This is a genomic window from Aneurinibacillus thermoaerophilus (assembly GCF_019603355.1).
Classification (GTDB): Bacteria; Bacillota; Bacilli; order Aneurinibacillales; family Aneurinibacillaceae; genus Aneurinibacillus; species Aneurinibacillus thermoaerophilus.
Window position 1 is genome coordinate 2,250,279 of sequence record NZ_CP080764.1, and the last position, 24,824, is coordinate 2,275,102.

The window sequence follows — 24,824 nt, forward strand, 5'->3', positions numbered from 1 at the left end:
ATTTACGATACCATCGTCTCGTCTTCAAGACGAACGGATACGAGCTTAGATACGCCGGACTCCTGCATGGTAACACCGTATAGAACGTCAGCGCCTTCCATTGTGCCGCGCCGGTGAGTTACGACGATGAACTGCGTTTTTTCGCAAAACTCTCGCAAATACTGTGCAAAACGGGTTACGTTCGCTTCATCAAGCGCTGCTTCCACCTCATCCAGCACGCAAAATGGGACCGGCTTAACCCGCAAAATGGAAAACAGAAGCGCGATAGCTGTTAATGCTTTTTCTCCGCCGGACAAAAGCGCCAGATACTGCAACTTTTTACCCGGAGGTTGCGCCACAATCTCGATACCTGTCTCCAGCAGGTTGTCCGGATCTGACAGCTGTAGGTCTGCACGCCCGCCGCCGAACAGCTGCGTAAACACCAGTTGGAACTGTTCGCGGATCGCTTCGAACGTTTCTTTAAAACGGCGGGACATTTCCGCTTCAATATCGGCGATGACCTGATAAAGCGTCGCTTTCGCTTCGCTCAAATCGCGGTGCTGTAAAAGCAGGAACTCCTGCCGCTCGCGCAGCCGCTCATATTCTTGAATGGAGCCGAGATTGACCGTGCCAAGCGCAGCGATTTGCTGCTTAATGCTGTTCACAAGCTTGGCCGCTTCACCGACATCGTCTGGTAGCGGATATTTTGCCTTTGCCATTTCATAACTTAACTCATATTCTTCACGCAATTTTTGTAGCAGGTTATCAAGCTCCACGTCCATGCGTTCCACTTTTACTTCATGCTTATGCAAATTTTCTTCAATTTCTTTCAACTGGCGACGTTTTTCTTTGATTTCAGCTTCCTGCTCCGCAAGCTGTGCCTGCACTTCCTGACGTTTTTTTCGTTGCTCCTGAATGTGCATGCTGTATTGTTCTTTTTCCGTCCTTAAGGCGCGAATTTCCCGCTCCAGCCTTTCTTCTTCTTCGTCGCTAGTCGCGCTATCGGAATCAAGCAGCAATAGTGTCTTGGACGTCGCCTCTAATTCCGTGCTAACCTCTTTATACTCCTTTTCCAGCCGATTATATTCGGAAAGACGTGCCTCATACTGCTCCTTGCGGGTTGCAACCTGCACTTTCAATTCGGTAATGCGTGCGCTAAGCGTCTCCTTATTTGTCTCTTTTTCTTTTTTGTTACGTTCAGCCGCCTCAATTTCCTGCTGCTTTTCCTGCTCAGCGATCGCCATTTCCTCCAGCTCTTCTTCCAATACAGCGATACGATGTTTTGCCTGCTTATACTCTTTTTCCAGCAATGCCTGATCCTGCTGGAAAAACTCCCAACGTTCGGCAATGTTTTTCTCGGACGCTTCCAGTTCGCGCAGAAGGCCCTTTATTTCCTGTTCCCTTAAGCGCAGACGTTCGCCTTCAGCCCGTATCTGCTCTTGCTTTTGCATCCATGCTTCTTCGTCGGCTTTTGCCGCTTCGAGCCGGGCGTATAGCTCCTCGTTTATCCGCTTCTGACGGACGATTTCTTCCTCAAGTTGTTCAAGTTGGCGCTGGCGCCCCAGAAGATGATTTGACTTCTGCTGGATGGCGCCGCCGCTCATAGAACCACCCGGATTCACCACATCGCCTTCCAGCGTCACGACCCGGTAGCGGTACCCTAGCGTTCGGGCTACGGCATTCGCCTGTTCAAGCGTTTTTGTTACTACAACATTGCCGAGCAAATTATAAACAATATGTTCATAGCGTTCCGCGCAACTAACAAGCTCGGCCGCCACGCCGATCACGCCGTCCATTTCCATAACGCGGGTGCGCTCAGCAGCCGGAAGCTGGCGCGGCCGAATAACGTCAAGCGGAAGGAACGTGGCACGCCCGGCTCGTCTATTTTTTAAAAGCGCAATGGCTTGCCGTCCCACCGCCTCGTCCGTAACAACGACATGTTGCAGAGCGCCGCCGAGCGCGACTTCAATTGCGGTTTCGTACTGCTTATCCGTCGAGATCAGCTCCGCCACCGCGCCTTCAATCCCTTTGAACCCTTGCTGGCGCGCCTTTAGAATTTCTCTTACTCCCTGCATAAAACCGGAGAAATCGGCCTGCATCTCTTTCATCGTATCGCGCCGTGACAACAATGCATTCAATTTATGTTCACCTTCACGCAACGCTTCCAGCCAATGGGATTTTCTGTCGGTCCGTTCTTTTTGCGCGGCCGCCTCTTTTTTGAACGCTTCAATGCTTGCGGCAAGACGCGCGGAAATATCGGCCAGCTCCTGTTCAAGTTCCTCCCTGCGTGCATTCAAGCTTTCTTTCTGGTCAATTAGCTGCCGGTTGCTTGCCTCAAGCCGCTCCCATTTCTGCTTGTTCGCTTCAATCGACTGTTGCCAGTGGCGAATTTCGTTACGCATCGACGCCATTTGGTTCAAAATTTCAAAGTAATCGGCTTTCAGGCGTTCTACGTCCCCGTCGGAAAACGCGGCAAAATTCATATAGCGCCTCTGTTCAAGCGCAAGCTCTTTTTCAAGCGCCGTTACTTCTTTACCCGCCGCTTCCAGCTGCTGTTTCGCCACGGCGATTTGGTCGCGCAACGCATCCTGCTTTTCCGTTAAAGCAAAAGCCTTATTGCGCGCATCCTGCTTATTTTTGCTATAGTTGCGCAAACGTTCGCGCAGCACTTCCCTGACGCCCTCTTTTTTTTCAACTTCTTCTGTAACCATAAGCAGACGCTGCTGCAATTCTTCGAGCACTTGATCCTGCTCGCCCACAAATGCTCGTAAATCAGCGGTTTGGGCATCCATCCGATTGATGCTTGCAGCGCACTCAACCTGTTCACCCACAAGCTTATCAATGCGCGCTTTTGCTTCTTCCCACTCTGCATACAGCAAATCAAATTGCTTTACGTATAATCCGATTTCATGCTGGGCCAGCGTCTCCTTCAACGAAAGATAGGCGCGCGCTTTCTCCGCCTGTTTGGCGAGCGGCTGAATTTGCTCCTCGAGTTCTTTCATGATATCCTGCACGCGCACAAGATTTTGTTCAGTCTCATCAAGTTTTTTTACCGCCTCTTTTTTGCGTGCTTTGTATTTAACAATGCCAGCCGCTTCTTCAAAAAGCCCCCGCCTGTCTTCGGAGCGGGTGCTTAGTATTTCTTCGATTCTCCCCTGTCCGATAACAGAATACGCTTCCTTGCCCACACCGGTATCCATGAATAATTCCACGATGTCACGCAGACGGCAACTTTGCCGGTTAATATAGTACTCGCTTTCACCGGAGCGATATACTCTCCGCGTTACGGTAATCTCGGAAAAATCAATTTTAAGCTGCTGATCAGTATTGTCAAGCGTCAGCGATACTTCGCAGAAATTCAGCGGCTTGCGCGAATCGCTACCTGAAAAAATAATATCTTCCATTTTTGCCCCGCGCAGCGACTTAGCACTCTGCTCGCCAAGCACCCAGCGAATCGCGTCGGAAATATTGCTCTTGCCGCTGCCATTAGGCCCGACAACGGCCGTTATACCAGGTACAAACTCCAGCTCCGTACGATCGGCGAACGACTTGAATCCAGTAATTTCGAGGCGCTTTAGATACATAAATTCGCTCCTCATCCTCCCTTGCGCCGCACAAAAGCGCGAATGTATCCATCCTGTGCAGCTTTCTCTTTTCATCATGTATCACTGTCGTCACTCCGTGCAAAAAAGAGGAAAAAAGGTTGGAAGCAGAGCGGCCGCAAGCCAACATCTATCCAACCTCTTCTGCATCCCCATTCGTTTCCCTTTGTCTTCTAGCCGCCATGCTACAGTTCGCAAAAAGAGAGGCGCTGTTCGTGGTTTCCGCCTGTTCTCCAGCTGATTTGCCAGCGCGGACGATTCCTATCCAATACCAGCACAACCTGCTTTTCCTTTTTTTTCAGGCAAGATACAAAAGTGCGCCAGTTTCTCCCTTTGCGCCCGCGTAGCGCCGTCTCGTCCGCCGGGTGAACCGTAACTTCCACAGACGGCCCCATATCTGGCACGATCCTTTCCATCATTCGCTTCAGCAAACGGAAAAATAATTCCTCTTCAACTAGCTGGCGAAACGAAGGATGGAACGGACCGGCCAGCACGGTGCCTTCGCTGCGCAAATCATCCGAAGAATGAAGGCCCATACGGATAACAGGAATGCCAGCTCGAAGCAGCGGAGGCCACATTTCCGCCGTCCATTGCACCGCCTCTTCAAGCGAAAGCGGCTCATATTGGCGGGTAAGATACAGCCATTCCAGTTCCGTACCTGCAATAACCAAAGCTGGATAGATACGCACGAAATCCGGTTTGAGCTTTATAATCTCCTCTACTGTACGCACGCTTTTGGCAAGCGTATCTCCCGGAAGGCCCGGCAAAATTTGTAGGCCGAGCCGTATAGAGGGATATCGCCGAATGATGTCCACAGCTTTCGCTACTTGAGCAGCCGTATGCCCGCGTTTGGAGAGCGCAAGCACTTCGTCATCGAGCGACTGGCAACCTAGCTCGATGGTGGTCACTCCATAGGGAAGCAAATACTCCATAATATGAGGGGCAATATAATCTGGGCGCGTGGAAAGGCGAATACCATGAACGAGTCCCCTATCCACGTATTCTTTTGCTATCGTCAAAAGCATCGTTTGATAGCTTCGAGGCAATCCGGTAAAGCTGCCGCCAAAAAACGCAATTTCTGCGTTCTGTTCCGTGCTGACAGTTGACAGTTGTTGTTCAATCGACTGCCGCACCGCCTCTTCTGTCAGCCTGTTCTCCCGTTTCTGTCCGGTAATCCGCGACTGGTTGCAAAACACACAATCTTTCGGGCAACCTTGATGAGGGACGAACAATGCGATGTTCACATGCTGTTTCATACGTCTCATCTGCCCCTCTTATTCATTGCTTGACAGCAAGACGCTTCAGCGCCATCGCCGCCGCATGCTGCTCCGCTTCTTTTTTCGAACGACCCGTACCCTGGCCCAGTACAGTGCCGTTCAAGAGTACTTCAGACACAAATTCGCGGCTGTGTGCCGGGCCTCTCTCCTGTACGATACGATATTGAATTTCACCGAGACCATCGCGCTGTACAAACTCCTGGAGCTGGCTTTTGTAATCTGTGATACGGGTAAACTCACCTTTATTAACCCGCGGATAGACGTATTTTTCAAGGAAGCGGAACACCGCGTCAAGCCCCTGATCAAGATAAAGCGCACCGATAAACGCCTCAAATACATCCGCCAGGAGCGCTGGCCTGCATCTGCCTCCGGTCATCTCTTCGCCCTTGCCCAGCAAAATCATATCGCCAAATTTTAGCTGATTAGCAAACAACACAAGGGAAGGTTCACAAACGATAGCCGCCCGCAGCTTGGTCAATTCTCCTTCGGTCATTTTCGGAAAATGAGTATACAAAAATTGAGAAACGGTTAGTTCCAGCACCGCGTCACCGAGAAACTCCAAGCGTTCGTTATCCTGGAACAGTTTGCCACGGTGCTCGTTGACATATGAAGAATGGGTAAACGCCTGACGGAGCAGCTTTTCATTTTTAAAGCGCACCCCAATCTCTTTTTGCAAAGCTTCAAAGTCCACTCCTTATTCACCACCAAATGGGTATCAATCTACATACTTTTTAAAGACAATGGTCGCATTATGTCCTCCGAAGCCGAGCGAATTTGATATCACAACATTTACATCCATTTTTCTCGCTTCATTCGGCACGTAATCTAAATCGCACTCCGGGTCCGGTGTTTCATAGTTGATCGTCGGTGGTACAATCTGATCGCGCAACGTTAGTACGCTCGCTACCGCTTCGATGCCACCCGCTGCCCCAAGCAAATGACCTGTCATCGATTTCGTAGAACTGATCGCCACTTTGTATGCATAATCTCCTAGCGTTTTCTTAATCGCCATTGTTTCAAATTTATCATTGTAATCGGTAGAGGTGCCGTGCGCATTAATATAACTTACTTCTTCCGGCTTGAGCCCCGCGTCTTTGAGCGCCGCGATCATCGCCCGCACCGCACCTTCCCCTTCCGGAGCCGGTTGTGTTAAGTGGTACGCATCCGCGCTCATACCGTATCCGACGATTTCTGCAAGAATCGTCGCGCCGCGCTTTTTGGCGTGTTCAAGCGACTCAAGCACAATAACGCCCGCACCTTCGCCCATAACAAATCCGTCACGGTCTTTGTCAAACGGACGGCTTGCTTTCTGCGGTTCGTCGTTGCGAGTGGAAAGAGCTTTCATGTTAGAAAAGCCGGCCACTGCCAGCGGGCGAATCGGCGCTTCCGCGCCGCCGGTAATCATAACATCGGCGAATCCGCGCTCGATAATTTTGAATGCATCACCGATAGAGTGTGTTGCGCTGGCACATGCGGTAATGGCGGCGCTGTTTGGGCCTTTGGCGCCAAGGGTAATCGAGACTTGACCGGACGCCATGTTGGCGATCATCATCGGCACGAAAAACGGGCTGACACGGCGCGGGCCTTTCTCCATTAGAAGAGTACACTGTTCCTCTAAAGTAGCCAGTCCGCCAATGCCTGAGCCGATATATACCCCTATATTTTCAGCGTTTTCTTCTGTAATCTCAAGCCCCGCATCCTTCACAGCCATCTTCGCGGCGGCGATCGCAAACTGCACAAAGCGATCGGTACGCTTAATTTCTTTTTTGTCTATAAATTCTTCCGGATTGAAATCTTTTACTTCCGCCGCGATTTTAACGGGATATTCTGTCGTATCAAATGCGGTAATGTAATCAACGCCAGATTTGCCAGCCAAAAGCCCTTCCCAAAAAGCTTTTGCGTTATTGCCAAGCGGCGTTACCGCCCCTACTCCTGTTACTACTACGCGATTTTTCATCGTTTCACCTCAAGCTATAGAGATATCCTTATGTTTATATGTGCTGGCGATTTACGCTCTCGCTTTATTCTTACTTTATAATGAGGAGAAAGTCCCGCATGCACATACGGGACTTCTACCTGAAGCAGCAAAACCTACTACTTGTGGGACTCTATGTATTTAATTACATCCCCCACAGTTGTGATTTTTTCTGCATCTTCATCGGAGATTTCAAGGTCGAATTCATCTTCAAGCTCCATTACAAGTTCGACGACATCAAGAGAATCAGCGCCAAGGTCGTCTTTGAATGAAGCGTCTTCTTTAACTTCAGATTCATCAACACCGAGTCGGTCTACGATGATCTTTTTCACACGCTCAAACGTATCTGCCACAGCCTTCACCTCCTCTCAAAGCGGTGATCATTTGTTTATTATACGATTTCCTACATGTACATGCCACCATCAACATGGAAAACCTGACCGGTAATATAATCGGCTTTGTCGGACGCAATGAACGCCACAATGTGTGCGATATCTTCTGGCTTGCCAGGACGGCTAAGCGGAATTTGATGTAAGAGCGCTTGTTTCGCTTCATCGCCAAGCACTACGGTCATATCCGTATCAATGAAACCGGGAGCCACCGCGTTCACTGTAATATTACGGCTCGCAAGCTCCCTCGCCGCCGACTTAGTCATGCCAATTACCCCGGCTTTTGCGGCTACATAATTCGCCTGGCCGGCGTTGCCCATAACCCCCACAACGGATGAGATATTAATAATGCGCCCCGTCCGCGCTTTCATCATCGGTCGCGTTACCGCCTTCATGCAGTTAAACACACCTTTTAAATTGGTGGCAATCACTTCATCAAATTCCTCTTCCTTCATGCGCATCAAAAGATTATCGCGCGTGATGCCCGCGTTATTGACGAGAATGTCCAGCTTCCCCAGTTCGTCCAACGTCCGCTTCACCATCGCATCCACTTCGCCCGCATTAGCCACATTCGCCTTCACCACGATCGCCCGGCGGCCCAACTTCACGATTTCATCGGCCACTTCACGCGCCGCGGCTTCGTTTCCTGCATAATTGACGGCCACATCCGCCCCCTGACGCGCTAGTTCAAGCGCAATCGCACGACCAATGCCACGGGATGCACCTGTAACGAGCGCCACTTTTCCTTTCAGCATTCCTCTGGCCTCCTAATCTTTATGCCTGCAGTTCTGCAAGCGCTTTTTCAAGTGTCGTGATATCTTGAATGGCAAGTGTTTTTACTTTGCGATTCACTTTTTTCACCAATCCTGAAAGCACAGTGCCCGGGCCGAGTTCCACGAACAGCTCAACGCCTTCTTCAAGCATAAAATGTACGCTGTCTTCCCAGAGTACAGGCGATGCGACCTGCTGAATCAATGATTCTTTGATGTCCTCTTTCGTCCGCACCGGACGTGCGGACACGTTGGCGACAACGGGCACCGCTGCGTCTTGGATTGTATAATCATCAAGTTTGCGAGCAAGCTTTTCCGTCGCCGGCTCCATTAGCATGGAATGGAAGGGGCCGCTAACATTCAGCGGTATTATGCGCTTCGCTCCGCCTGCTTTTGCCGCTTCACCGGCTTTCGCTACGCCCTGCGCGCTGCCGGAGATTACAATTTGTCCTGGGCAATTTAAGTTAGCGAGCTGCACAGGCGCGCCTTCCTCTGTTATCTTCCGGCATACATCGGCGAGCATTTCGCGTTCCATGCCCATGACAGCCGCCATCGCGCCCTGACCTGCAGGAACAGCTTCTTCCATGTACTGACCACGCGCACGCACAATTTGCACTGCGTCAGCAAACGACAACGCACCTGCCGCTACAAGCGCCGAGTATTCCCCCAAGCTATGCCCGGCTACATAATCCGGCACAACGTTCAGTTTCTCTTCCAGCACGCGTAACACAGCTACGCTCGTGGTTAAAATAGCAGGTTGAGTATTGGTCGTCAAACGTAGCTTTTCTTCTGGCCCTTCAAAGCAAAGAGCGGAGAGGGAAAATCCAAGCGCCCGGTCTGCTTCATCAAATACGGCTTTTGCTGCACTTTCCTTTTCATACAGATCGACTCCCATGCCAACAAACTGAGAGCCCTGACCGGGAAAAATAAACGCCGTTTTACTCATGATTGAACCTCCTTTTTCTCGGTCGTACACCATTTCATAACGGAAGCTCCCCATGTTAAACCGCCGCCGAACCCTACAAGCACAAGGGTATCGCCTTCTTTGATCCGCCCTTCGCTGACCGCTTCATCCAATGCGACCGGGATGGAGGCCGACGACATGTTACCGTACCGGTTCAGGTTCACAACCACCTTGTCATAAGGCAAACCGAGACGCTTAACCGCCGAATCAATAATGCGAAGATTCGCCTGGTGCGGAACAAGAAAATCTACATCCTTTTTGGTAATACCTGCTTTTTCAAGCACCTGATCTGACGCTGTATTCATCGCACGCACGGCGAATTTGAATACTTCGCTGCCAGCCATGTAAATGTAGTTCTCACGACTACCCGGCTTCACCTTTGGTACCGGAATGCGGGAGCCGCCCGCTTCCAGCTTCAGCAGCTCCGCACCACCGCCATCAGCTCCAAGTTCAAACGACAAAAATCCCATGCCGTCTTCCACCGGACCGAGCAGTGCCGCACCTGCGCCGTCGCCGAACAACACGCACGTATTGCGATCTGTCCAATCAACGATTTTCGACAGGTTTTCTACGCCAATAACAAGCGCGTAACGATATAGACCGTTGGCGATAAATTGGGCGGCAACCGATGTGCCATACAAAAAACCGGAACATGCTGCCGACAGATCAAACGCCGCCGCACGCTTCGCCCCCAATCGCTCCTGCACAAGGCAAGCCGTGGATGGAAAGAACATATCTGGCGTAATCGTCGCAACGATAATCAGATCAATCTCTTCAGGAGCAATGCCCGCCTTGTCAAGCGCCTGGCGAGCCGCCGCCACCGCCATATCGGAAGATGTCTCATCCTCCCGTGCGATGCGCCGTTCCTTAATTCCTGTCCGGGTGACAATCCATTCATCCGACGTATCTACCATTTTCTCTAGGTCCGCATTCGTTAATACCTTCTCCGGCAAATAACGGCCCGTGGCTAAAATGCCTGCAGACCGAACTGCTTTAAACATTGCCATCCCCGCTTTCCTCTTGAATTTCTCTCGCAATCAATCCGTTAATATCCTGTTCAATAAACTTCTTCGCCTGTCTTACCGCAATATGAATGGCGCGAGGGTTGGAGGAGCCGTGCGCTTTAATGCAAATCCCTTGCACGCCCATCAAAAGTGCTCCGCCATATTCTGAATAATCCATCTGTGCTTTCATCCGCCTGAGTCCTGGGCGAAGCATCATCGCGGCAAGCTGGCTGGTAATGGTACGCGTAAATTCTCCCCTCATGACCGACATCATCGTTTTGGCCGTGCCTTCCATCGTTTTCAGCAAGATATTGCCGGAAAAACCATCGCAAACGACAACATCGCATACGTGTTCCATAATGTCCCGCGCTTCCACATTGCCAATAAAATTCAGCGAACTTTCTTTCAACAAACCGTAAGTTTCTTTCGTTAAATCATTGCCTTTTTTCTCTTCGGTACCGACGTTAAGAAGTCCAATGCGTGGCCGTTCCACGCCCATTACTTTTTCCGCGTAAATGTTGCCCATAATCGCATATTGTAGCAAATGCTTCGGATGAGCATCCATGTTGGCTCCCGCGTCAAGAATCATCACGCCCGCAGAATCCACCGTCGGTACAATCGGACTGAGCGCCGGGCGATCAATCCCTTTAATACGTCCGGTAATAAGCAAAGCCGCTGTCATGAATGCGCCCGTATTTCCAGCGGAAATGATCACATCAGCTTCCTTATTCTTCACCATCGTTACGCCAACAACCATCGAAGAGTCACGCTTGCGACGTACCGCTTTCACTGGTTCCTCGTCAGCCGCAATCATTTCGCTGGCATGTCTAATTTCAATATTTTTTGGCGCCTGGGATAGCATCGGGGCAAGCCGTGCCTCATCACCCACAAGCACGATGCGGACGTCCGGCATTTCCCGTGCAGCCTGAATGGCACCTTCCACATTCGAGGTAGGAGCGAAATCTCCCCCCATCGCGTCTATTGCAATAATCATACATCCTCCTGTTTATGACTGGCCATAGCGTCAAAATCCCGCATGCGGAACACGCGAAACGTTCCACTAAATACAAGTTCATCCTGTACCCTCGTCTCAACTCGCACTTTGCTCTGATCACCTTTCGTCTCGCGTACGGTAGCTTTGGCGACCAGCTTCTCGCCAAGGCGAACAGGACGAATATAGCGAATACGTGCCGCGGCAGTTAAAACAACGTCCGCATCAATAACCGCGACAGCCAGTGAATTAGCTTGGGCAAAAATATGATGCCCACGAGCAATTTGTGTCCGAGAAAAAATATGTTCTTCTGTAATCTCCAGCAAAGAAATACCCGAGCGATCCAGCTCGATATGAATTAACTCTCCGACGACCTCCTCAATCGGAAGAGACTTTACTTCATCCAGTTTCTTTTTCGCCATGTTTTTGATCCGTTCCCGGACTTCCGGAATGCCAAGTTCCAGCCGGTCAAGCCGGATCGTCTGGATGCTCACGCCAAAATGTGCGGCAAGTTCTTCGTCCGTATAAAACGGACTTTCCGCAAGCAAGTTGTGCAGTGCCTCCTGGCGAACTTTTTTCGCAAGGCGAGCCATCTTGCTTCACCACCTAAGTCGCTCCACAATACTCAGCCGTTCTTATTACCAGCTACTAATAGCAGTATATAAAAAAACCGCTAAAATAACAACGTTCTTTTTATGATTTTTTCCACTTATTTTCGCGTGTGGATCATAAATTCCTGCTTCATCAGAAAAGTAGTCAAAAATCGAGCAAATCAGACAAAGAAAAACCGACGGGCATAGCTAGCGAGTTTTTTACCGCCTAGCGGGTATACATCGGCCGTATCAAAGAAGTTTGCGCCTGCCTCAAACGCTTTATCCATAATGGCAAAGAAAGTTTGCTTGTCGGCTTGATTCCAAAAGTCATGGTCCCCAAACAAATTATAAATCAATTGGTCCCGTTTATCGTTCCAAATTAAATAAATATTGACAAAAAAATAAGAAAAATATAAATTGATATTGATTATCATAATCATTTAAATCCTACAAAATTCAAAGTAGAGGTGAAAAAAGGGATGGATACAAATGAAATTGTGTTAGAAAAAGTTGAATAATTGTACAAAAGTCTTTTCCAACACAATGGATTTGGCGAATTAAGGCTTTTTTGTATTAAAAAGAGGGAGTTACGCTTTTTCTAGGAGAGGTGTATTATGTTGCAAAAGAGAAAATGGCACAGGTTTGTTGGATCGCTGTTGAGTTTCGTCTTTGTTTTTACCATGCTCTTTCCCATGGGAACAGGGCTAGCCTTAGAGGCAGAGAATACCTTGGAGACAACAGCAGCTTTCGAGGAAGATAATCCTCTTGCGAACGGGGAAAAAACGACTTCCGCTGATAGCATTATCGTAGAGCCAGTAAAGCCTGGGGCTGGAACTATTGCTTCAGAAGAAGAACGTCCAGGTGAAATTATCGTTAAATATAAAAAAGGAAAAGAAAGGCAAGCAAGAGCTGCCCTTGCCACGATGGGAGTACAGGAAGTAGAGCAAGCAGACAATGGAATGACTCTATATACCCTGCAACCAGGGGAAGATATGGCGCAAGTAATAGAAGAACTGGAACAAAATCCTGCTGTGGAATATGCGGAGCCTAACCAGGAATATATGGTGTTTTCCGATGCATCCAGTCAAGAGGCAATCACAGATGAGTATTTCGAGCAGCAGTGGGCGCTGAAAAACATAAAAGCAGAAGAAGCCTGGGAAAAAACAGCAGGGCTATCGGGCACTGTTAAGGTGGCAGTCATTGACACAGGCGTAGACGATAGCCATCCGGATTTAGTCGGCCGGGTATTGCAAGGAAAAAACTTCGCTGAAAGAAAATCGGATGGTACGCTATATCCGGAGAATCGCGACAGTAAGGATGATCACGGACACGGTACCCAGGTAGCCGGTATCATTAGTGCCCTCTATAATAATCAAAAAGGAATAGCGGGAGCTGTTGGTTCTGCTGATGTTAAGATATATCCCGTTAAAGTTATGCATGATAAAGGATCCGGAAGTACTTTTGATATTGCCAACGGAATTCAGTACGCTGCCGACCAAGGTGTCGATATTATCAATTTGAGTTTGGGCGGCAAATATAGCAAAGCGATTGAGCAGGCCGTCAAGTATGCCCAGAACAAAGGAATACTTGTCGTCGCTGCTGCGGGAAATGCGGCTACCAATGTAGATGCTGTATACCCGGCGGCTCTGCCCGATGTGTTAACGGTAGGTGCCATCACACAGGATAAAGATAAAATCGCCGATTTTTCCAACCAAGGAAGCACCCTTGATGTCGTAGCACCGGGAGTGGATATCATTACTACGACGATAAAAGAAAAAGGGACGCTGGGTGATGAAAGTAAAGGATACTATGTGAAAGTAAGCGGTACATCTTTTGCTGCACCTTATGCAGCAGCGGTAGCGGCGCTATATAAGCTACAGAACCCGGGAGCGGCCGCTTCAGATATCGCTTACGCAATAACGGCGGCAGCTACCGATTTAGGTACCGCCGGACGCGATAACACATACGGGTACGGTAAGCTGAATGCGGCGAAAACACTCGATCCGATCACAGATCCCGAGCAGCGGCCCGCCATTCAAATTCTCGAGCCGACAAAAGATAGCCATGTTATGGGAGAAGTATCCATTCAAGCGCGGGTTTCCGACGAAACTATCAATTCGGTACGTTTTTATCTCGATGAAGTGAAAGAAGAGAATTTGATTTCACTTATTAATAAGCAAGGGGAACAGACGCTTTACAATACGAAATGGGATACGAAAAAAATTGCCGACGGTTCGTACACGGTATGGGCGGTTGCGTACAATGGAGAGGCGGAAATCGGGCGTACAAGCGTACCTGTCATCGTAAATAACAATCCGAAAAACGGTCTTATGCTGAATGTGTTTGACCCTGAGGGAAACAAGGCGCCGGGAGCAAAAGTAAGCATATATACAAAAGCGCCTGTTTCACAGGAAGAGACTCCGTTCCCTTCTTCTGCCACTGCTCCGTATACATATAAGTTACTATGGTCGGGCAGTACAGATAGTTTAGGAGTCGCGCGAGTGCCGGGAACGATTGTGACAGATTTAACAACTGTATCGATCGTCGTATACGGTGGGTTTGATTATGCAGATGCTGCGGAAGGAAATACCGTATTTTTATATAATAAGACAGTAGAAGGCCCCGGAGTCTTTACGATCAGGGGAGAAGAAACGGTTCCGGTTACGCTTAACACGCTTGGTGAAAATCAAAAGAAGCTGGAAAACGTAAAGTATTTTGCAACCCTCATCGATGATAACGGTATAACCGTTGGAACGACTACGGCTTTAAATGAAGAAGGTTCTTCTATCTCAACGGTTTTCATGAATAAAGGAAAATATAATTTATTTGCCTACAGTAAAGCAGCGGAGGCTACGTACTTCTTACATGAACGGGCAAAACAAATCGAACAAGCAACGACCATCGTATTCGACGGTTCAAAAGCGGGTGAAGTCGGGTTAGCGCCCGGCAATAATGAGAATAAAATTGTGAATGGCATTCTTTACATGTTTAATGAAGGAACGGAAGAAACGATCGGGATTAATGACGAAGTTCTCGTCGGCAGGAAGCTGCGGGTTACACCTGGGTCTTATGATTTTTGGGTCGATGTTGAGGTCAAAGACCCAGAAGGCGGGCAAAACTGGATTTATGTATTCGGTACCGGTGAAACCGGAGAGAAGTTAGTGGAAGTTCCGACAAACGGCAAGGTGTCCATCCCTGTAGGCGGAACGCTTACTCTTGCAGAATTTGCCCCGGATTTGGAAGAGTTGAAAAATCACCTGAAAAAGACGGGAAAAGAGTATGTGCCACAGGAAGACGAATTTACGGTTCAAAAAAGTTTCGAATATTTCTTTACAAAGCAAAAATTCACCGATGCATACGGCAATCTTCTTGTCGGTATGTATCGAGGCTCTCTAGAAGGCAGTGGACTGTGGAAAAAGCAGAATATGAACGGAGAGAATCCAACCGTCTCCCGACTTGATGAGCAAAGTAATAGCTGGCAGACGCAAGAATATTATTTTGGAAATATTTACCCTAATTTTAAAGTAACGCGTCAAGCGGATAACTTTACGATATACAATAACAAATTCCGCCAGTTTTATTATTGGGCGTTCTGGGCGGTGGTACTGCCTACCGTTACGCCGGGTAAGTATGATGTTCAATTGACGCTTCAGAACAATCCGCTGGCCGGCAAAGAGCTAACCGCTCATATGGTGAATACGGTAAAAGATGACCGGAAATACAAAACGATAAAAACCACATTGAATGGTAAGCCATTCGCAGCCAATGTAACTATTTATCATTCAGTAGAAGACGGCGGCGAAATGATATGGGAGAAGTCGTTCACAGGTAAAGCTAATGCCACTACAGGAGAGCTTGCCATTGAAGATAACATTAAGCTATCGAGTAAAGAGAACGGAAATCTGGCAAAAATCATCTATATTCTAACAGACAAAGAATATGGGGCCGCCAATAAAGGCGAGTATTTGTTCGCTTTCCGCCAATTCACAACGCTTGAAGAACTGAAAGAGATAAAGCTAGAGAATATGCAGCGGGTTGAAATCAGTGCGCAAGATCAAAACGGAAAAGCAATTCAAACTCCGATTCGCCGAGACCGCGGCATTATTTTCCCAGGGCTGGTTGAAGGAAAGAAAGTTCCTTTCTATCAATTTACCGGCAACGACTATAAAAAAGAAGTTGTATGGTTGGAGCCCGGTACGTATCACTTTGACGGTCACTACATTGTTGAAACTGGGGAAAGAAAGAAAGTGAATTATTACCTGTTCCAAAAAGATGCGGTTGTTTCCGGTAGCGAAGGAGCGGTAAACAAAGTATTGCTGGATGGTACCAAGACAGCAAAAATCACTTTTGAACCTGATACAGCGGGATATCATGATTTCAGGGGAGTAAGTCTTTTCCCGTTTAACCCATATCGTCATGAAATGAATGAACTCAACACCGTAGGTCATACTTTCTATTTAGCTGCAGATATTCCATATCATCTAGATACGAAATTAACGCTGGGAGATAAGGAGAATCCAGCGTATACATGGAATTATTTCTTGGAAGAAGCGAAAGAGCAGTCATTTGCACGCGGGGCAGAAAAAATCTGGCAGATCGGTAAGTTTGTACCGCAATTATTGCTCGATAAGACGACTATAAAAAGCACAGAAGCGGTGACCGGACGTTCCGGAATTGTGGACAAACATGGAAACAAAGTTGTCTACACATTCATTGATGAAGATAGCAGTTGGAGCGCCGCTGCAGGTGAGACAGAGGAACAAGGCTCACTTGCTGTCCGCTTGCAGGCAAATGGACAGATCAAAGTCAGTAAGGATGTAGAATATAGCGTCAACCATGAGGAAACGAAACCCACTGGCCCGTCCGTAACGGAAATCTATCCATATCTTCGTGTCTACAAGAAACAAGCAGATGGAAAAGAAACAAGAATTTTTAATGAGAGCAAGGCTGCTTACTATAATGGCTTTAGCGAATCGTTAGGAAACCTTGAGCCAGGAAATTACCGAGTAGAGGTGGCATTTGCTTCCGGGCCGAATGGACCAGTGACTACCACACTGCAAGAGGGTACATTTACTGTGCTAGGTAGCGGCAGCGGTGGATCAGGCAGCGGCGGCTCGGGCAGCGGCGGAGCAGGTGGCGGCGGTGGAAGCATGCAGCCGATGCCAACTCCGGCTAAAGAGGAGACGAAGTCAGTAAGCGATAACCAGATAAATCAAGCGGTGAAAAATGCGCTTGATAACAATGCATCTGTCATTCGTATCGAATCAGATAAAACAGCGGCCATTTCCTTGACAGTTAATCAACTTAAGACAATTAAAGACACGAAAAAAGCGTTGGAGATAAAATTCAATAATGTTACGTTTACAATTCCTTCTGCCGTACTTACTGAATTGCCGATAAAGGATACAGCCACTATTGAATTCTCAGCTACAGCTTTAAACGAGGCAGATGCGAAAAACGTGACAGACGCAGCGGAAAATGCGGCGATGGTGAAAAAAGTCGTCGGAACCATTTTTGAGCTGCGAGTGACTGCGATTACGAAAGCTGGTAAAGCTGTAGGTATCAAAACATTTACAGAGCAGTTGCAGGTAAATTTTCCCGTTCCGAAGGAGGAGCATGCCGCTGCACTGGCTGGTCAGGTTCATGCGCACCGTTTCAATCCGGATACGAAGAGATGGGATTATATCGGAGGGACGTATAATCCTACCACTCGTACGATCAGCTTCACCACCGGCAAGTTTGGCAGATTTGCCCTGTTGATTACGGATGAGGTTATGCAAACATTTGAGTTAACCGATTTGAGAGGTCACTGGGCGGAACAGGATATTCAGTTTATGGTCAGTCAAGGATACGTGAAAGGTATTGGGGGTGGCAAGTTTGCTCCGAACAGCCCGATTACCCGGGCCGAGTTCACGGCTATGCTGGCGCGTATCTTAGGATTGCAGGAAGATAAAGACAGCGCGATAACGTTCAAAGATCTCAGTCCTAAACATTGGGCTTACGAATCGGTACAGGCTGCAGCTAAAGCAGGATTAATCAGCGGTTATAAGGATGGTCGTTTCTATCCGGATCAGAAAATTACCCGTCAGGAAATTTCCGCTTTGATGGCCCGTGCTCTAAAGTATAAACAAGTGGAAAATGAAGTAAGCGAGAATGAGAAGAGCGAATTGCTTCGCAAATTCAAGGATCGAAAAGAAATTTCTCTATGGGCAGAGAAAGATGTGGCCGCAGCAGTGAAAGCAGGCATTGCGGCAGGACGAAGAAGCGATGAATACGCTCCACAGGCTTATGCCACCCGTGCAGAAGGCGCGGTGCTACTGAAACGGGCTCTGGACAAAATAAATAAAACAAAGTAGAGAAAGAGCGATTCGGTGTCAATTGGAACCCCTTGCTATTAAGGGGTTCTTTATTTTTTAAAGTTAATCAAACCAGAGATAATCAACTGCCCTGTTTCTATCCAACAAATAAAGGAGGCAGAATGAGTAAAGTATTATTCTGCCTCCCATGTGTCAACCATTAAGCATTGTTAACAACTTGTGTTCCTTTGTAAGTTCCGCAGCTTTTGCATACGCGGTGAGCAAGCTTCATTTCGCCGCACTCAGGGCATTTTACCATGCCAGGCACTTCCAGTTTGAAGTGAGTCCGACGCTTTCTTTTGCGAGTTTTTGAAGTCCGTCTAAAAGGTACTGCCATGAATCCCACCCCCTTCACAAGATCGCAATCAAAGCATCTATTTGATGGGACAAGTTATCCATCAAAGCACAACAATTATCATACCTGATTTTTGTACAAATGAAAAGCTTTTATTTATCTTGCTTTCCAAAAAGTTCACCCAGCACAGCCAAACGTGGATCAATGCGTTCCACAACGCAACCACAATCTTTTTCATTACGATTCGCTCCGCATTCCGGGCACAGGCCTTTGCAGTCATCGCTGCACACAATCGTGTGCGGTAAAGACAAGAGTACCGTTGCTTCTAGGTATGGTGTCACATCAATTTCATCACTCTCAAGCGGATGAATTTCCATCTCTTCATCGACTCCGAATTCAATCTGATCTTCATCCATAAACATTTCCTTACTACTTGCATTATAGGAGTAAGGAAATCGTTTTAAACACCGGGCACATTCTATCGTAAGCTCGCCGGACACTTGTCCTTCGATAATGAAAAGCCCCGATGTCGCATGCGCTTCTCCTATAAAACGTGCTGGCTTTGCCTCCACAATTTGCGGGTGCTTCCGCTTCAAATGCAAATCGACGGTTTCTTCAAGGGGAAGCTTTCCACCGCGTAGTTGAAGCAATTGATTTTTCCTAAACTTCACCATTTGCCACCTCATTTCGAGCAACGAAAATTATTATATCTTTCCTCTCACTATTATGTCAAGGAAACAATCTTGACAACCTTCCTCCCTTATCAGGTGCCGCTCCAGCAAGGAAAGAAAGAAGCGTTGCCAAGGGACGATTCATCCTTTATATTGAAACAAAAACGAAGGTGAATGACATGAAAACGGTAGGGATCGTTGTCGAATACAACCCGTTACATAACGGTCACGCATACCATTTTGTAGAAGCCAAAAAACGGACGGGCGCCGATGCAATCGTAGCTGTGATGAGCGGACATTTTCTCCAACGCGGCGAACCGGCCATCGTAAACAAATGGGCTCGCGCGAATATGGCGCTTCGGCTCGGCGTCGATCTTGTGCTAGAACTTCCATTCGTCTATGCGACGCAAAACGCTGAACGATTCGCATTCGGGTCCATTGCTACGTTGCACGCCACCGGAGTCGTGGACGCCGTCTGCTTCGGCTCCGAAAGCGGAGAAATCAGCTGGATGAAAGAGCTGGCGGCGCGTCTCGCGGAAGAACCATCCGCTTTTCAAACGGCACTTAAGCAAGAACTGTCACAGGGAAAAAGCTATCCTGCTGCGTATGGGCGGGCGATTAAAATGCTGTTACCAGATACCGAAGAAGCCGAAAACACCAGGCATGCAGCAGAGCCGAATAATATTCTTGGTCTAAATTATTGCCTGGCGCTTCACCGTCTGCAAAGCCCGATGAAAGCCGTTACTATTAAACGACAAAAAGCCGGATACCATCAGACAGACATCACTGATAAAAACATCGCCAGCGCTACCGCGCTACGGCGTATGATATTCGAACGAGAAAACGTCGGACTCGATGTTCTTCTGCCATACGTGCCTGCAGGTACGCTTGAAGTATTAAAGCAAGAAAAGGCAGCCGGACGCTTCCCCATGTCATGGGAACGGTTTTTCCCTTACTTGCAACACCAGTTGCTCACTCGCTGGCCAGAAGAGCTGGCCACCATTCATGAAATGAATGAAGGAATCGAACGCCGTCTGCTACAGGTTCTTCCGGGAACCGATTCGTTCTTCGAACTCATGAACGCGCTTAAAACAAAGCGGTACACATGGAATCGGCTGCAACGCTTGCTTTTGTATAGTATGCTCAACCTAACGCGCGAAAAAATGGCGCGCGCGGAATGCGCACCAGGCCCAACCTATATTCGTGTTCTCGGCTTTAACGAAATAGGACGAAAACTGCTGAAAAAAATGAAAGAAGTAAGCGCCTTGCCCGTAATTACCCGTGTTCCCAAAAACAGGCATCCGATGCTTTCGCTTGATGTACAGGCGGGCGCTATTTACGCGCTCGGCTATCCTCAATGCATAAGAAAAAAAGAAATGCAGCGGGAATTCTGGCAACCCCCACTGCAGTATGAAAACCATGTCTAGTCTTTATTGCTTAGGCGGTAAGCTTTCTAAATAGCGGATAGCATCATCCACCGTGCGCACGGGCACGATTTTCATACCGGTGTTAAGCTTTTCGGCTTCCGCTTTCGCGTCGGCATAATTGGAGCGCGCTTTGCTGCCCGGTGGCACCGGATTGTCCGGCACAAAGAAAATATCGGCTTTCATTTTGTCGGCGGCCCGCACTTTGTGCTCAACCCCGCCGATCGGACCTACCGTTCCATTCTCATGAATCTCTCCTGTGCCGGCAATGCGGTATCCTTTCGTCAAATCACCTGGCGTAAGCTGGTTGATAATTTCCAGCGTAAACATCATGCCGGCAGAAGGGCCGCCAATATTCTCGGTTTGAATGGTTACCCTTTTCGGCAACTCTACATCCCGGGCTGTTACCGCGCCATCCGGGTCAGGGTAGGCGATGCCAATGCCGCCCCGTATTTTTTCGCCTGGCGCCTGCGGCAATGCTTTTAACGTCATCTCTACGGTTTTCGCGTGTCCGTCGCGGATATATGTAAGCTTCACTTTTTCCCCGGCCTGTCTGCCTTTTAGGGAGGTGAGCAATTGCTTAGCGTTTTTGATGTTCTTTCCGTCCACCCCAATAATCACATCACCAATCTTCAAATATTTTTCTGCCGGCATATTCGGAATTAAAAAAACGACAAGCGCGCCACGCTCATTGATTTTGACTGGCAGCCCCGCTTTGCGGAACGCAACGATCATCGCATTTTCCTGCGAATGTTTCATTTCCTGCAACTCACGTCGATTGTACTGCTCATCCGTTTCATGGGGGCTGTGAATAGCCTTTTCATTAATCAGTTCCGCATACGGGCTAATTTTGGCATACAAATAGCCCAGCACGTTGGCTTTGCCCATACGAACCGTCGTCAGCATAAGCACGCCTTTTTCATCTTTCTCTCCTCCTTCGACGGTTACCATCGGTTCAAGCTCGATAGCTGAGCCTGGTTGGACAATATAATAAGGCGTTGGACTAAACGCTATTGCGGCCAGCACCGCTGCGATCAGTACGGCCACAATAAACCGTGTCCAACGGCTTGCAAAAAAACGCCGGTGGCGAATCATGCTTGTTTCCTCCATTCTTCTATTTTCTCTTGAATATGCGGTATCATCAACCGCGCCGCTTTTCGTCCTTCTTCAATAATCTGAGCGACATTCGTAAAGGAAGTCGAGCTAAACCGACCTACATCCGGGCGGATCATAATGTCCGCATGTACGGTGCGGTGGCGGAAAATTTCCCGCTCCATTACATCAATCGTCTGGAATATCACATCAAAAAGTGAACGAATCGGGCTGCCTGAAGGCGCGAGTGAAACATCGACCCCAATGGTCAAGTCTGCACCCATGCTTCGGACAAGCTCAATCGGCACGCGATCCACGACACCTCCGTCCACTAATAACCGATTTCCTATTTTATGCGGAACAAAAATACCCGGAATGGAAACGCTGGCGCGTACCGCTTCGTACACAGGCCCTTCCGTAAAAACCACGCGTTCACCTGAAATGAGATCCGCGGCAACAATGGACAGCGGGCGATCCAACTCTTCAATATTTTTGCCGCGTGTCAGCAATTCTACAATATGGCGTAACTTCTCCCCGACGACAAACCCCATGCCAGGAACACATAAATCAAGCCAATGCTTCCGTTTTAAATGAACGGCCAGCTTTTCCATCATGGAAGGCGTAAATCCGCATGCATACAGCGAAGCAACAAGGCTTCCCATACTGCTTCCAGCCAAAAAGGCCGGTCTAATGCCGTGTTCTTCCAGTATTTCCAGCACTCCGATATGCGCAAATCCGCGCGCACCGCCCGATCCCAAGGCCAAACCGATTCGCGACATCATCTTCCCTCCATTTCTCCGTTTTCTTTTCTCCGCCGTATGCCCGTATTAGGAGCAGGTCTAATTTAGAATGCAAGCTCGTACATATATAAGTGTGAGAAGAAGTTGGATAAAGTAAGGAGAATTTGCATGCGTACGATAAAACCTTATATGGTCACCCTTCTGTTCGCCCTATGCTCCTTTTTTCTTGCGGCAAGTTTACTACTCTTCCCGAAAACGTCGTTTTTGGCCGCACTACGCGGCTTGAAAATCTGGTGGGATGTCGTCTTTCCGGCATTGCTTCCGTTTTTCATCACCTCAGAGATTTTGCTCGGCCTAGGCCTCGCCAATTTCATGGGCGTTCTGCTTGAACCGCTCATGCGCCCGATATTCAACATTCCCGGATCAGGTTCATTCGTGTGGACGATGGGCTTTGCATCCGGCTATCCGATCAGCGCCAAGCTCACCGTCCGTCTGCGCGAAAAAAATCTCATTTCACGTGCCGAAGGTGAACGCCTCGTATCCTATACTACGACATCTGATCCTGTCTTTATTACCGGCGCGGTCTCCATCGGTTTTTTTCACAATGCGAAGATCGGACTTATCCTGCTAATATCACATTACCTTTCCGCCATTCTCGTCGGATTCATCATGTCTCTCCATGATCGCAAAGCTGCCCGTACACCATATAATCCAGATACATCAAGGCCAATTTTTTTACGGGCGCTCGTCGCCATGCACCGTGCCCGCTTACAGGATGGACGGACGTTCGGCAAGCTCATGGGCGATGCCGTAATGACATCGATCCAAACTCAGCTCGTTGTCGGCGGGTTTATCCTTCTTTTTTCTGTCCTGCTCGCCCTATTTATGAAGCTCGGTTTAATCGCTCTATTCTCTAATATACTTGGCGCCACACTTTCTTTCTTCGGATATCCGTTCGAAACGGCCCAGGCGTTCATCTACGGCTTATTTGAAGTCACGCTCGGCGCGAAACAGGCAAGCGAACTGTCCACCTCCCAGCCGCCCGCGCTCATAATGGCGGTGACAAGTGCCATTCTGGCTTGGGGTGGGCTTTCTGTGCATGCCCAAGTGGCCAGCCTGCTTGCAGAAACGGATATTCGCTATTTGCCGTTCCTGTTTGCCCGCCTGTGCCACGCACTATTTTCCTTCCTGTTCACGTATACCATCGGCTCATTCCTGTATAAGAAGCTACAGCAAAGCGCCAACGGAGCGCTTCCGGTATGGCTGTCTTCATTTGACCCAGCGCGCGATTCACTCTGGACATTATCCTCCCCCCAGACGCTTTCCCTGCTGGTATGTGCAACGCTTATGCTCTCTACCTGGCTGTTCCTTCTGCTCGGCGCTTTCACCTCCAAAAAATAGAAGCGAAAAACCCCGTTTTAACGGGGTTCTCCAAATTTTTCACGCAGCGCCTTTTCCACCACCGGCGGCACCAGACTGCTAACGTCTGCACCGTATTTGCCAACCTCTTTTACAATGCTGGAACTTAAGAAAGAGTACTGATTATTCGTCATCATAAAAAACGTTTCGATGTTATGATCCAACAGGCGGTTGATAGATGCCATCTGCATCTCATATTCAAAGTCCGAAACGGCGCGGAGACCCTTGATAATCGCTTTCGCGCCTTTCGTATGCATGTACTCGACAAGCAGGCCATTAAATGTGTCCACTTCCACGTTCGGCATCCCTTTCGTCGCCTCGCGCAAAAGTTCTAGCCGCTCTTCAATCGTAAAAACCGGATTCGTTTTATTGCGATTAATTAATACCGCCACAATCACCTTATCAAATACTTTCGCACCTCGCTGGATAATGTCAAGGTGCCCGTATGTAACCGGGTCAAAGCTTCCCGGGCAAACCGCAATACTCATCTATACCCACTCCTTTTTATCCCTCATTCTTATAAATGGTAATCGTCGTTTGTCCATACGTTACTTCTTTTATCTTAACGACACCGCCAATCCGGTTGCATAGCATATCTTTGGCATCGTGCTCTGCGACAATAACGGCGCCCGGCGCAAGCAACCTGTAATCAATCATCATCGCAATCTGGCTTTCGATTTGCTGCTCGGCATACGGAGGATCAAGGAACACAATACGAAACGAAAGCTTCCGCTTTTTAAGCGCATTCAAAGCCCGGTTCGCATCGTTTCGGTACACTTCTGCCTGATCGCGCAGACCGGTCGTCCCAAGATTTTGAAAAATAACGTGAACCGCCTTACGGTTTGCATCGATAAAAATGCAGCGTTCCGCCCCCCGGCTCAATGCCTCGATGCCAAGCCCGCCCGTGCCTGCGTACAAGTCAAGAACCAGTCCCCCTTCAAAATAAGGACCTATCATACTAAAAATCGCCTCTTTTACTTTATCCACCGTTGGGCGTGTACTTTTGCCGGGCACAGCTTGCAGCGGATGCCCTTTTTTCGAGCCAGCTATCACTCGCATCGCTTCCACTCCACTATTTTCCGTTTTTAACCGTCGTTAGTATAACACAAACAAAATATCTTGGTAAATAATTAAAGCCTTTTCTTACTTTTGTATGTATATTATGAGCTGAAGCCGACCAAAATAATAACAGCAGCACGGAAGCCCGTGCTGCCGACAACCGCGGAGAAGACTTACGTTTCCCCATAAGCTCTTCCTCCGGTTTCTCCTCTCCCATTATGCAA

Annotated in this window: 20 protein-coding genes; 3 read left to right on the plus strand and 17 right to left on the minus strand. The window is 48.5% G+C overall.

Annotated elements, in window-relative coordinates:
- Window positions 1-2 precede the first annotated feature (2 nt).
- The 11 genes from smc to K3F53_RS19435 form a co-directional block, all read right to left on the minus strand.
- Window positions 3-3,563 (minus strand): chromosome segregation protein SMC, encoded by a 3,561-nt coding sequence (gene smc / locus K3F53_RS11775; RefSeq protein WP_057898376.1) that lies wholly within the window; start codon window positions 3,561-3,563, stop codon window positions 3-5.
- A 203-nt stretch (window positions 3,564-3,766) separates the two neighbouring features.
- On the minus strand, window positions 3,767-4,846 hold the full coding sequence (locus K3F53_RS11780; RefSeq protein ID WP_057898375.1) for an elongator complex protein 3: 1,080 nt from the start codon (window positions 4,844-4,846) through the stop codon (window positions 3,767-3,769).
- A 13-nt stretch (window positions 4,847-4,859) separates the two neighbouring features.
- Window positions 4,860-5,549, minus strand: coding sequence for a ribonuclease III (rnc, locus tag K3F53_RS11785; RefSeq protein ID WP_057898374.1), 690 nt, complete (start codon window positions 5,547-5,549; stop codon window positions 4,860-4,862).
- A gap of 24 nt (window positions 5,550-5,573) precedes the next feature.
- Window positions 5,574-6,815, minus strand: a complete 1,242-nt coding sequence (fabF, locus tag K3F53_RS11790; protein ID WP_057898373.1) for a beta-ketoacyl-ACP synthase II — start codon at window positions 6,813-6,815, stop codon at window positions 5,574-5,576.
- A 137-nt stretch (window positions 6,816-6,952) separates the two neighbouring features.
- A complete protein-coding gene (locus K3F53_RS11795) occupies window positions 6,953-7,186 on the minus strand; it encodes an acyl carrier protein (protein WP_057898372.1) in 234 nt (77 codons plus the stop codon).
- Between the two features lie 50 nt (window positions 7,187-7,236).
- Window positions 7,237-7,977, minus strand: coding sequence for a 3-oxoacyl-ACP reductase FabG (gene fabG, locus K3F53_RS11800; RefSeq protein ID WP_057898371.1), 741 nt, complete (start codon window positions 7,975-7,977; stop codon window positions 7,237-7,239).
- 19 nt (window positions 7,978-7,996) lie between these two features.
- Window positions 7,997-8,938, minus strand: a complete 942-nt coding sequence (gene fabD / locus K3F53_RS11805; RefSeq protein ID WP_057898370.1) for an ACP S-malonyltransferase — start codon at window positions 8,936-8,938, stop codon at window positions 7,997-7,999.
- On the minus strand, window positions 8,935-9,963 hold the full coding sequence (locus K3F53_RS11810) for a beta-ketoacyl-ACP synthase III (protein ID WP_057898369.1): 1,029 nt from the start codon (window positions 9,961-9,963) through the stop codon (window positions 8,935-8,937). Before K3F53_RS11810 ends, fabD begins: the two co-directional genes overlap by 4 nt.
- Complete coding sequence (plsX, locus tag K3F53_RS11815) at window positions 9,950-10,954, minus strand: phosphate acyltransferase PlsX (protein WP_057898368.1); 1,005 nt, start codon at window positions 10,952-10,954, stop codon at window positions 9,950-9,952. The genes K3F53_RS11810 and plsX overlap by 14 nt, the downstream gene beginning before the upstream one ends.
- The gene (gene fapR, locus K3F53_RS11820; RefSeq protein WP_057898367.1) at window positions 10,951-11,544 is read right to left on the minus strand and encodes a transcription factor FapR; all 594 of its coding nucleotides are present in this window, start codon (window positions 11,542-11,544) and stop codon (window positions 10,951-10,953) included. Before fapR ends, plsX begins: the two co-directional genes overlap by 4 nt.
- Before the next feature lie 179 nt (window positions 11,545-11,723).
- The gene (locus K3F53_RS19435) at window positions 11,724-11,978 is read right to left on the minus strand and encodes an aldo/keto reductase (RefSeq protein ID WP_057898366.1); all 255 of its coding nucleotides are present in this window, start codon (window positions 11,976-11,978) and stop codon (window positions 11,724-11,726) included.
- A 180-nt stretch (window positions 11,979-12,158) separates the two neighbouring features.
- Here K3F53_RS19435 and K3F53_RS11830 point away from each other — a divergent pair, with 180 nt between their 5' ends.
- A complete protein-coding gene (locus K3F53_RS11830; RefSeq protein WP_057898365.1) occupies window positions 12,159-17,900 on the plus strand; it encodes a S8 family serine peptidase in 5,742 nt (1,913 codons plus the stop codon).
- 160 nt (window positions 17,901-18,060) lie between these two features.
- Here the strand turns inward: K3F53_RS11830 and rpmF are convergent, their stop codons facing one another.
- Both rpmF and K3F53_RS11840 read right to left on the minus strand, forming a co-directional pair.
- Window positions 18,061-18,237, minus strand: coding sequence for a 50S ribosomal protein L32 (gene rpmF, locus K3F53_RS11835; protein ID WP_057898364.1), 177 nt, complete (start codon window positions 18,235-18,237; stop codon window positions 18,061-18,063).
- A 110-nt stretch (window positions 18,238-18,347) separates the two neighbouring features.
- Window positions 18,348-18,869, minus strand: a complete 522-nt coding sequence (locus K3F53_RS11840) for a YceD family protein (RefSeq protein ID WP_220558998.1) — start codon at window positions 18,867-18,869, stop codon at window positions 18,348-18,350.
- 176 nt (window positions 18,870-19,045) lie between these two features.
- Here K3F53_RS11840 and K3F53_RS11845 point away from each other — a divergent pair, with 176 nt between their 5' ends.
- Window positions 19,046-20,293: a nucleotidyltransferase gene (locus tag K3F53_RS11845; RefSeq protein WP_057898362.1), complete on the plus strand. Its 1,248-nt coding sequence runs from the start codon at window positions 19,046-19,048 to the stop codon at window positions 20,291-20,293.
- 3 nt (window positions 20,294-20,296) lie between these two features.
- Here K3F53_RS11845 and K3F53_RS11850 read toward each other — a convergent pair whose 3' ends face one another.
- Both K3F53_RS11850 and K3F53_RS11855 read right to left on the minus strand, forming a co-directional pair.
- Entirely contained in the window at window positions 20,297-21,385 is a 1,089-nt protein-coding gene (locus tag K3F53_RS11850; RefSeq protein WP_246615632.1) for a SepM family pheromone-processing serine protease, read from the minus strand.
- Complete coding sequence (locus K3F53_RS11855) at window positions 21,382-22,164, minus strand: patatin-like phospholipase family protein (protein ID WP_057898360.1); 783 nt, start codon at window positions 22,162-22,164, stop codon at window positions 21,382-21,384. Before K3F53_RS11855 ends, K3F53_RS11850 begins: the two co-directional genes overlap by 4 nt.
- Before the next feature lie 126 nt (window positions 22,165-22,290).
- Between K3F53_RS11855 and ylbJ the strand changes: the two genes are divergently transcribed.
- Window positions 22,291-23,523 carry a sporulation integral membrane protein YlbJ gene (gene ylbJ, locus K3F53_RS11860; RefSeq protein WP_220558999.1) on the plus strand — a complete coding sequence of 411 codons (1,233 nt, stop codon included), beginning with the start codon at window positions 22,291-22,293 and terminating at the stop codon, window positions 23,521-23,523.
- A 17-nt stretch (window positions 23,524-23,540) separates the two neighbouring features.
- Here the strand turns inward: ylbJ and coaD are convergent, their stop codons facing one another.
- Together coaD and rsmD are read right to left on the minus strand one after the other, a co-directional pair.
- A complete protein-coding gene (gene coaD / locus K3F53_RS11865; RefSeq protein ID WP_057898358.1) occupies window positions 23,541-24,029 on the minus strand; it encodes a pantetheine-phosphate adenylyltransferase in 489 nt (162 codons plus the stop codon).
- 16 nt (window positions 24,030-24,045) lie between these two features.
- On the minus strand, window positions 24,046-24,600 hold the full coding sequence (rsmD, locus tag K3F53_RS11870; RefSeq protein ID WP_057898357.1) for a 16S rRNA (guanine(966)-N(2))-methyltransferase RsmD: 555 nt from the start codon (window positions 24,598-24,600) through the stop codon (window positions 24,046-24,048).
- Between the last annotated feature and the right edge of the window lie 224 nt (window positions 24,601-24,824).

Coding starts and splice junctions, on each gene's coding strand:
- smc (WP_057898376.1), bottom strand. CDS start 3,563: ATGTATCTAAAGCGCCTCGAAATTACTGGATTCAAGTCGTTCGCCGAT.
- K3F53_RS11780 (WP_057898375.1), bottom strand. CDS start 4,846: ATGAGACGTATGAAACAGCATGTGAACATCGCATTGTTCGTCCCTCAT.
- fabF (WP_057898373.1), bottom strand. CDS start 6,815: ATGAAAAATCGCGTAGTAGTAACAGGAGTAGGGGCGGTAACGCCGCTT.
- fabG (WP_057898371.1), bottom strand. CDS start 7,977: ATGCTGAAAGGAAAAGTGGCGCTCGTTACAGGTGCATCCCGTGGCATT.
- fabD (WP_057898370.1), bottom strand. CDS start 8,938: ATGAGTAAAACGGCGTTTATTTTTCCCGGTCAGGGCTCTCAGTTTGTT.
- K3F53_RS11810 (WP_057898369.1), bottom strand. CDS start 9,963: ATGGCAATGTTTAAAGCAGTTCGGTCTGCAGGCATTTTAGCCACGGGC.
- plsX (WP_057898368.1), bottom strand. CDS start 10,954: ATGATTATTGCAATAGACGCGATGGGGGGAGATTTCGCTCCTACCTCG.
- fapR (WP_057898367.1), bottom strand. CDS start 11,544: ATGGCTCGCCTTGCGAAAAAAGTTCGCCAGGAGGCACTGCACAACTTG.
- K3F53_RS19435 (WP_057898366.1), bottom strand. CDS start 11,978: ATGATAATCAATATCAATTTATATTTTTCTTATTTTTTTGTCAATATT.
- K3F53_RS11830 (WP_057898365.1), top strand. CDS start 12,159: ATGTTGCAAAAGAGAAAATGGCACAGGTTTGTTGGATCGCTGTTGAGT.
- rpmF (WP_057898364.1), bottom strand. CDS start 18,237: ATGGCAGTACCTTTTAGACGGACTTCAAAAACTCGCAAAAGAAAGCGT.
- K3F53_RS11840 (WP_220558998.1), bottom strand. CDS start 18,869: ATGGTGAAGTTTAGGAAAAATCAATTGCTTCAACTACGCGGTGGAAAG.
- K3F53_RS11845 (WP_057898362.1), top strand. CDS start 19,046: ATGAAAACGGTAGGGATCGTTGTCGAATACAACCCGTTACATAACGGT.
- K3F53_RS11850 (WP_246615632.1), bottom strand. CDS start 21,385: ATGATTCGCCACCGGCGTTTTTTTGCAAGCCGTTGGACACGGTTTATT.
- K3F53_RS11855 (WP_057898360.1), bottom strand. CDS start 22,164: ATGATGTCGCGAATCGGTTTGGCCTTGGGATCGGGCGGTGCGCGCGGA.
- ylbJ (WP_220558999.1), top strand. CDS start 22,291: ATGCGTACGATAAAACCTTATATGGTCACCCTTCTGTTCGCCCTATGC.
- coaD (WP_057898358.1), bottom strand. CDS start 24,029: ATGAGTATTGCGGTTTGCCCGGGAAGCTTTGACCCGGTTACATACGGG.
- rsmD (WP_057898357.1), bottom strand. CDS start 24,600: ATGCGAGTGATAGCTGGCTCGAAAAAAGGGCATCCGCTGCAAGCTGTG.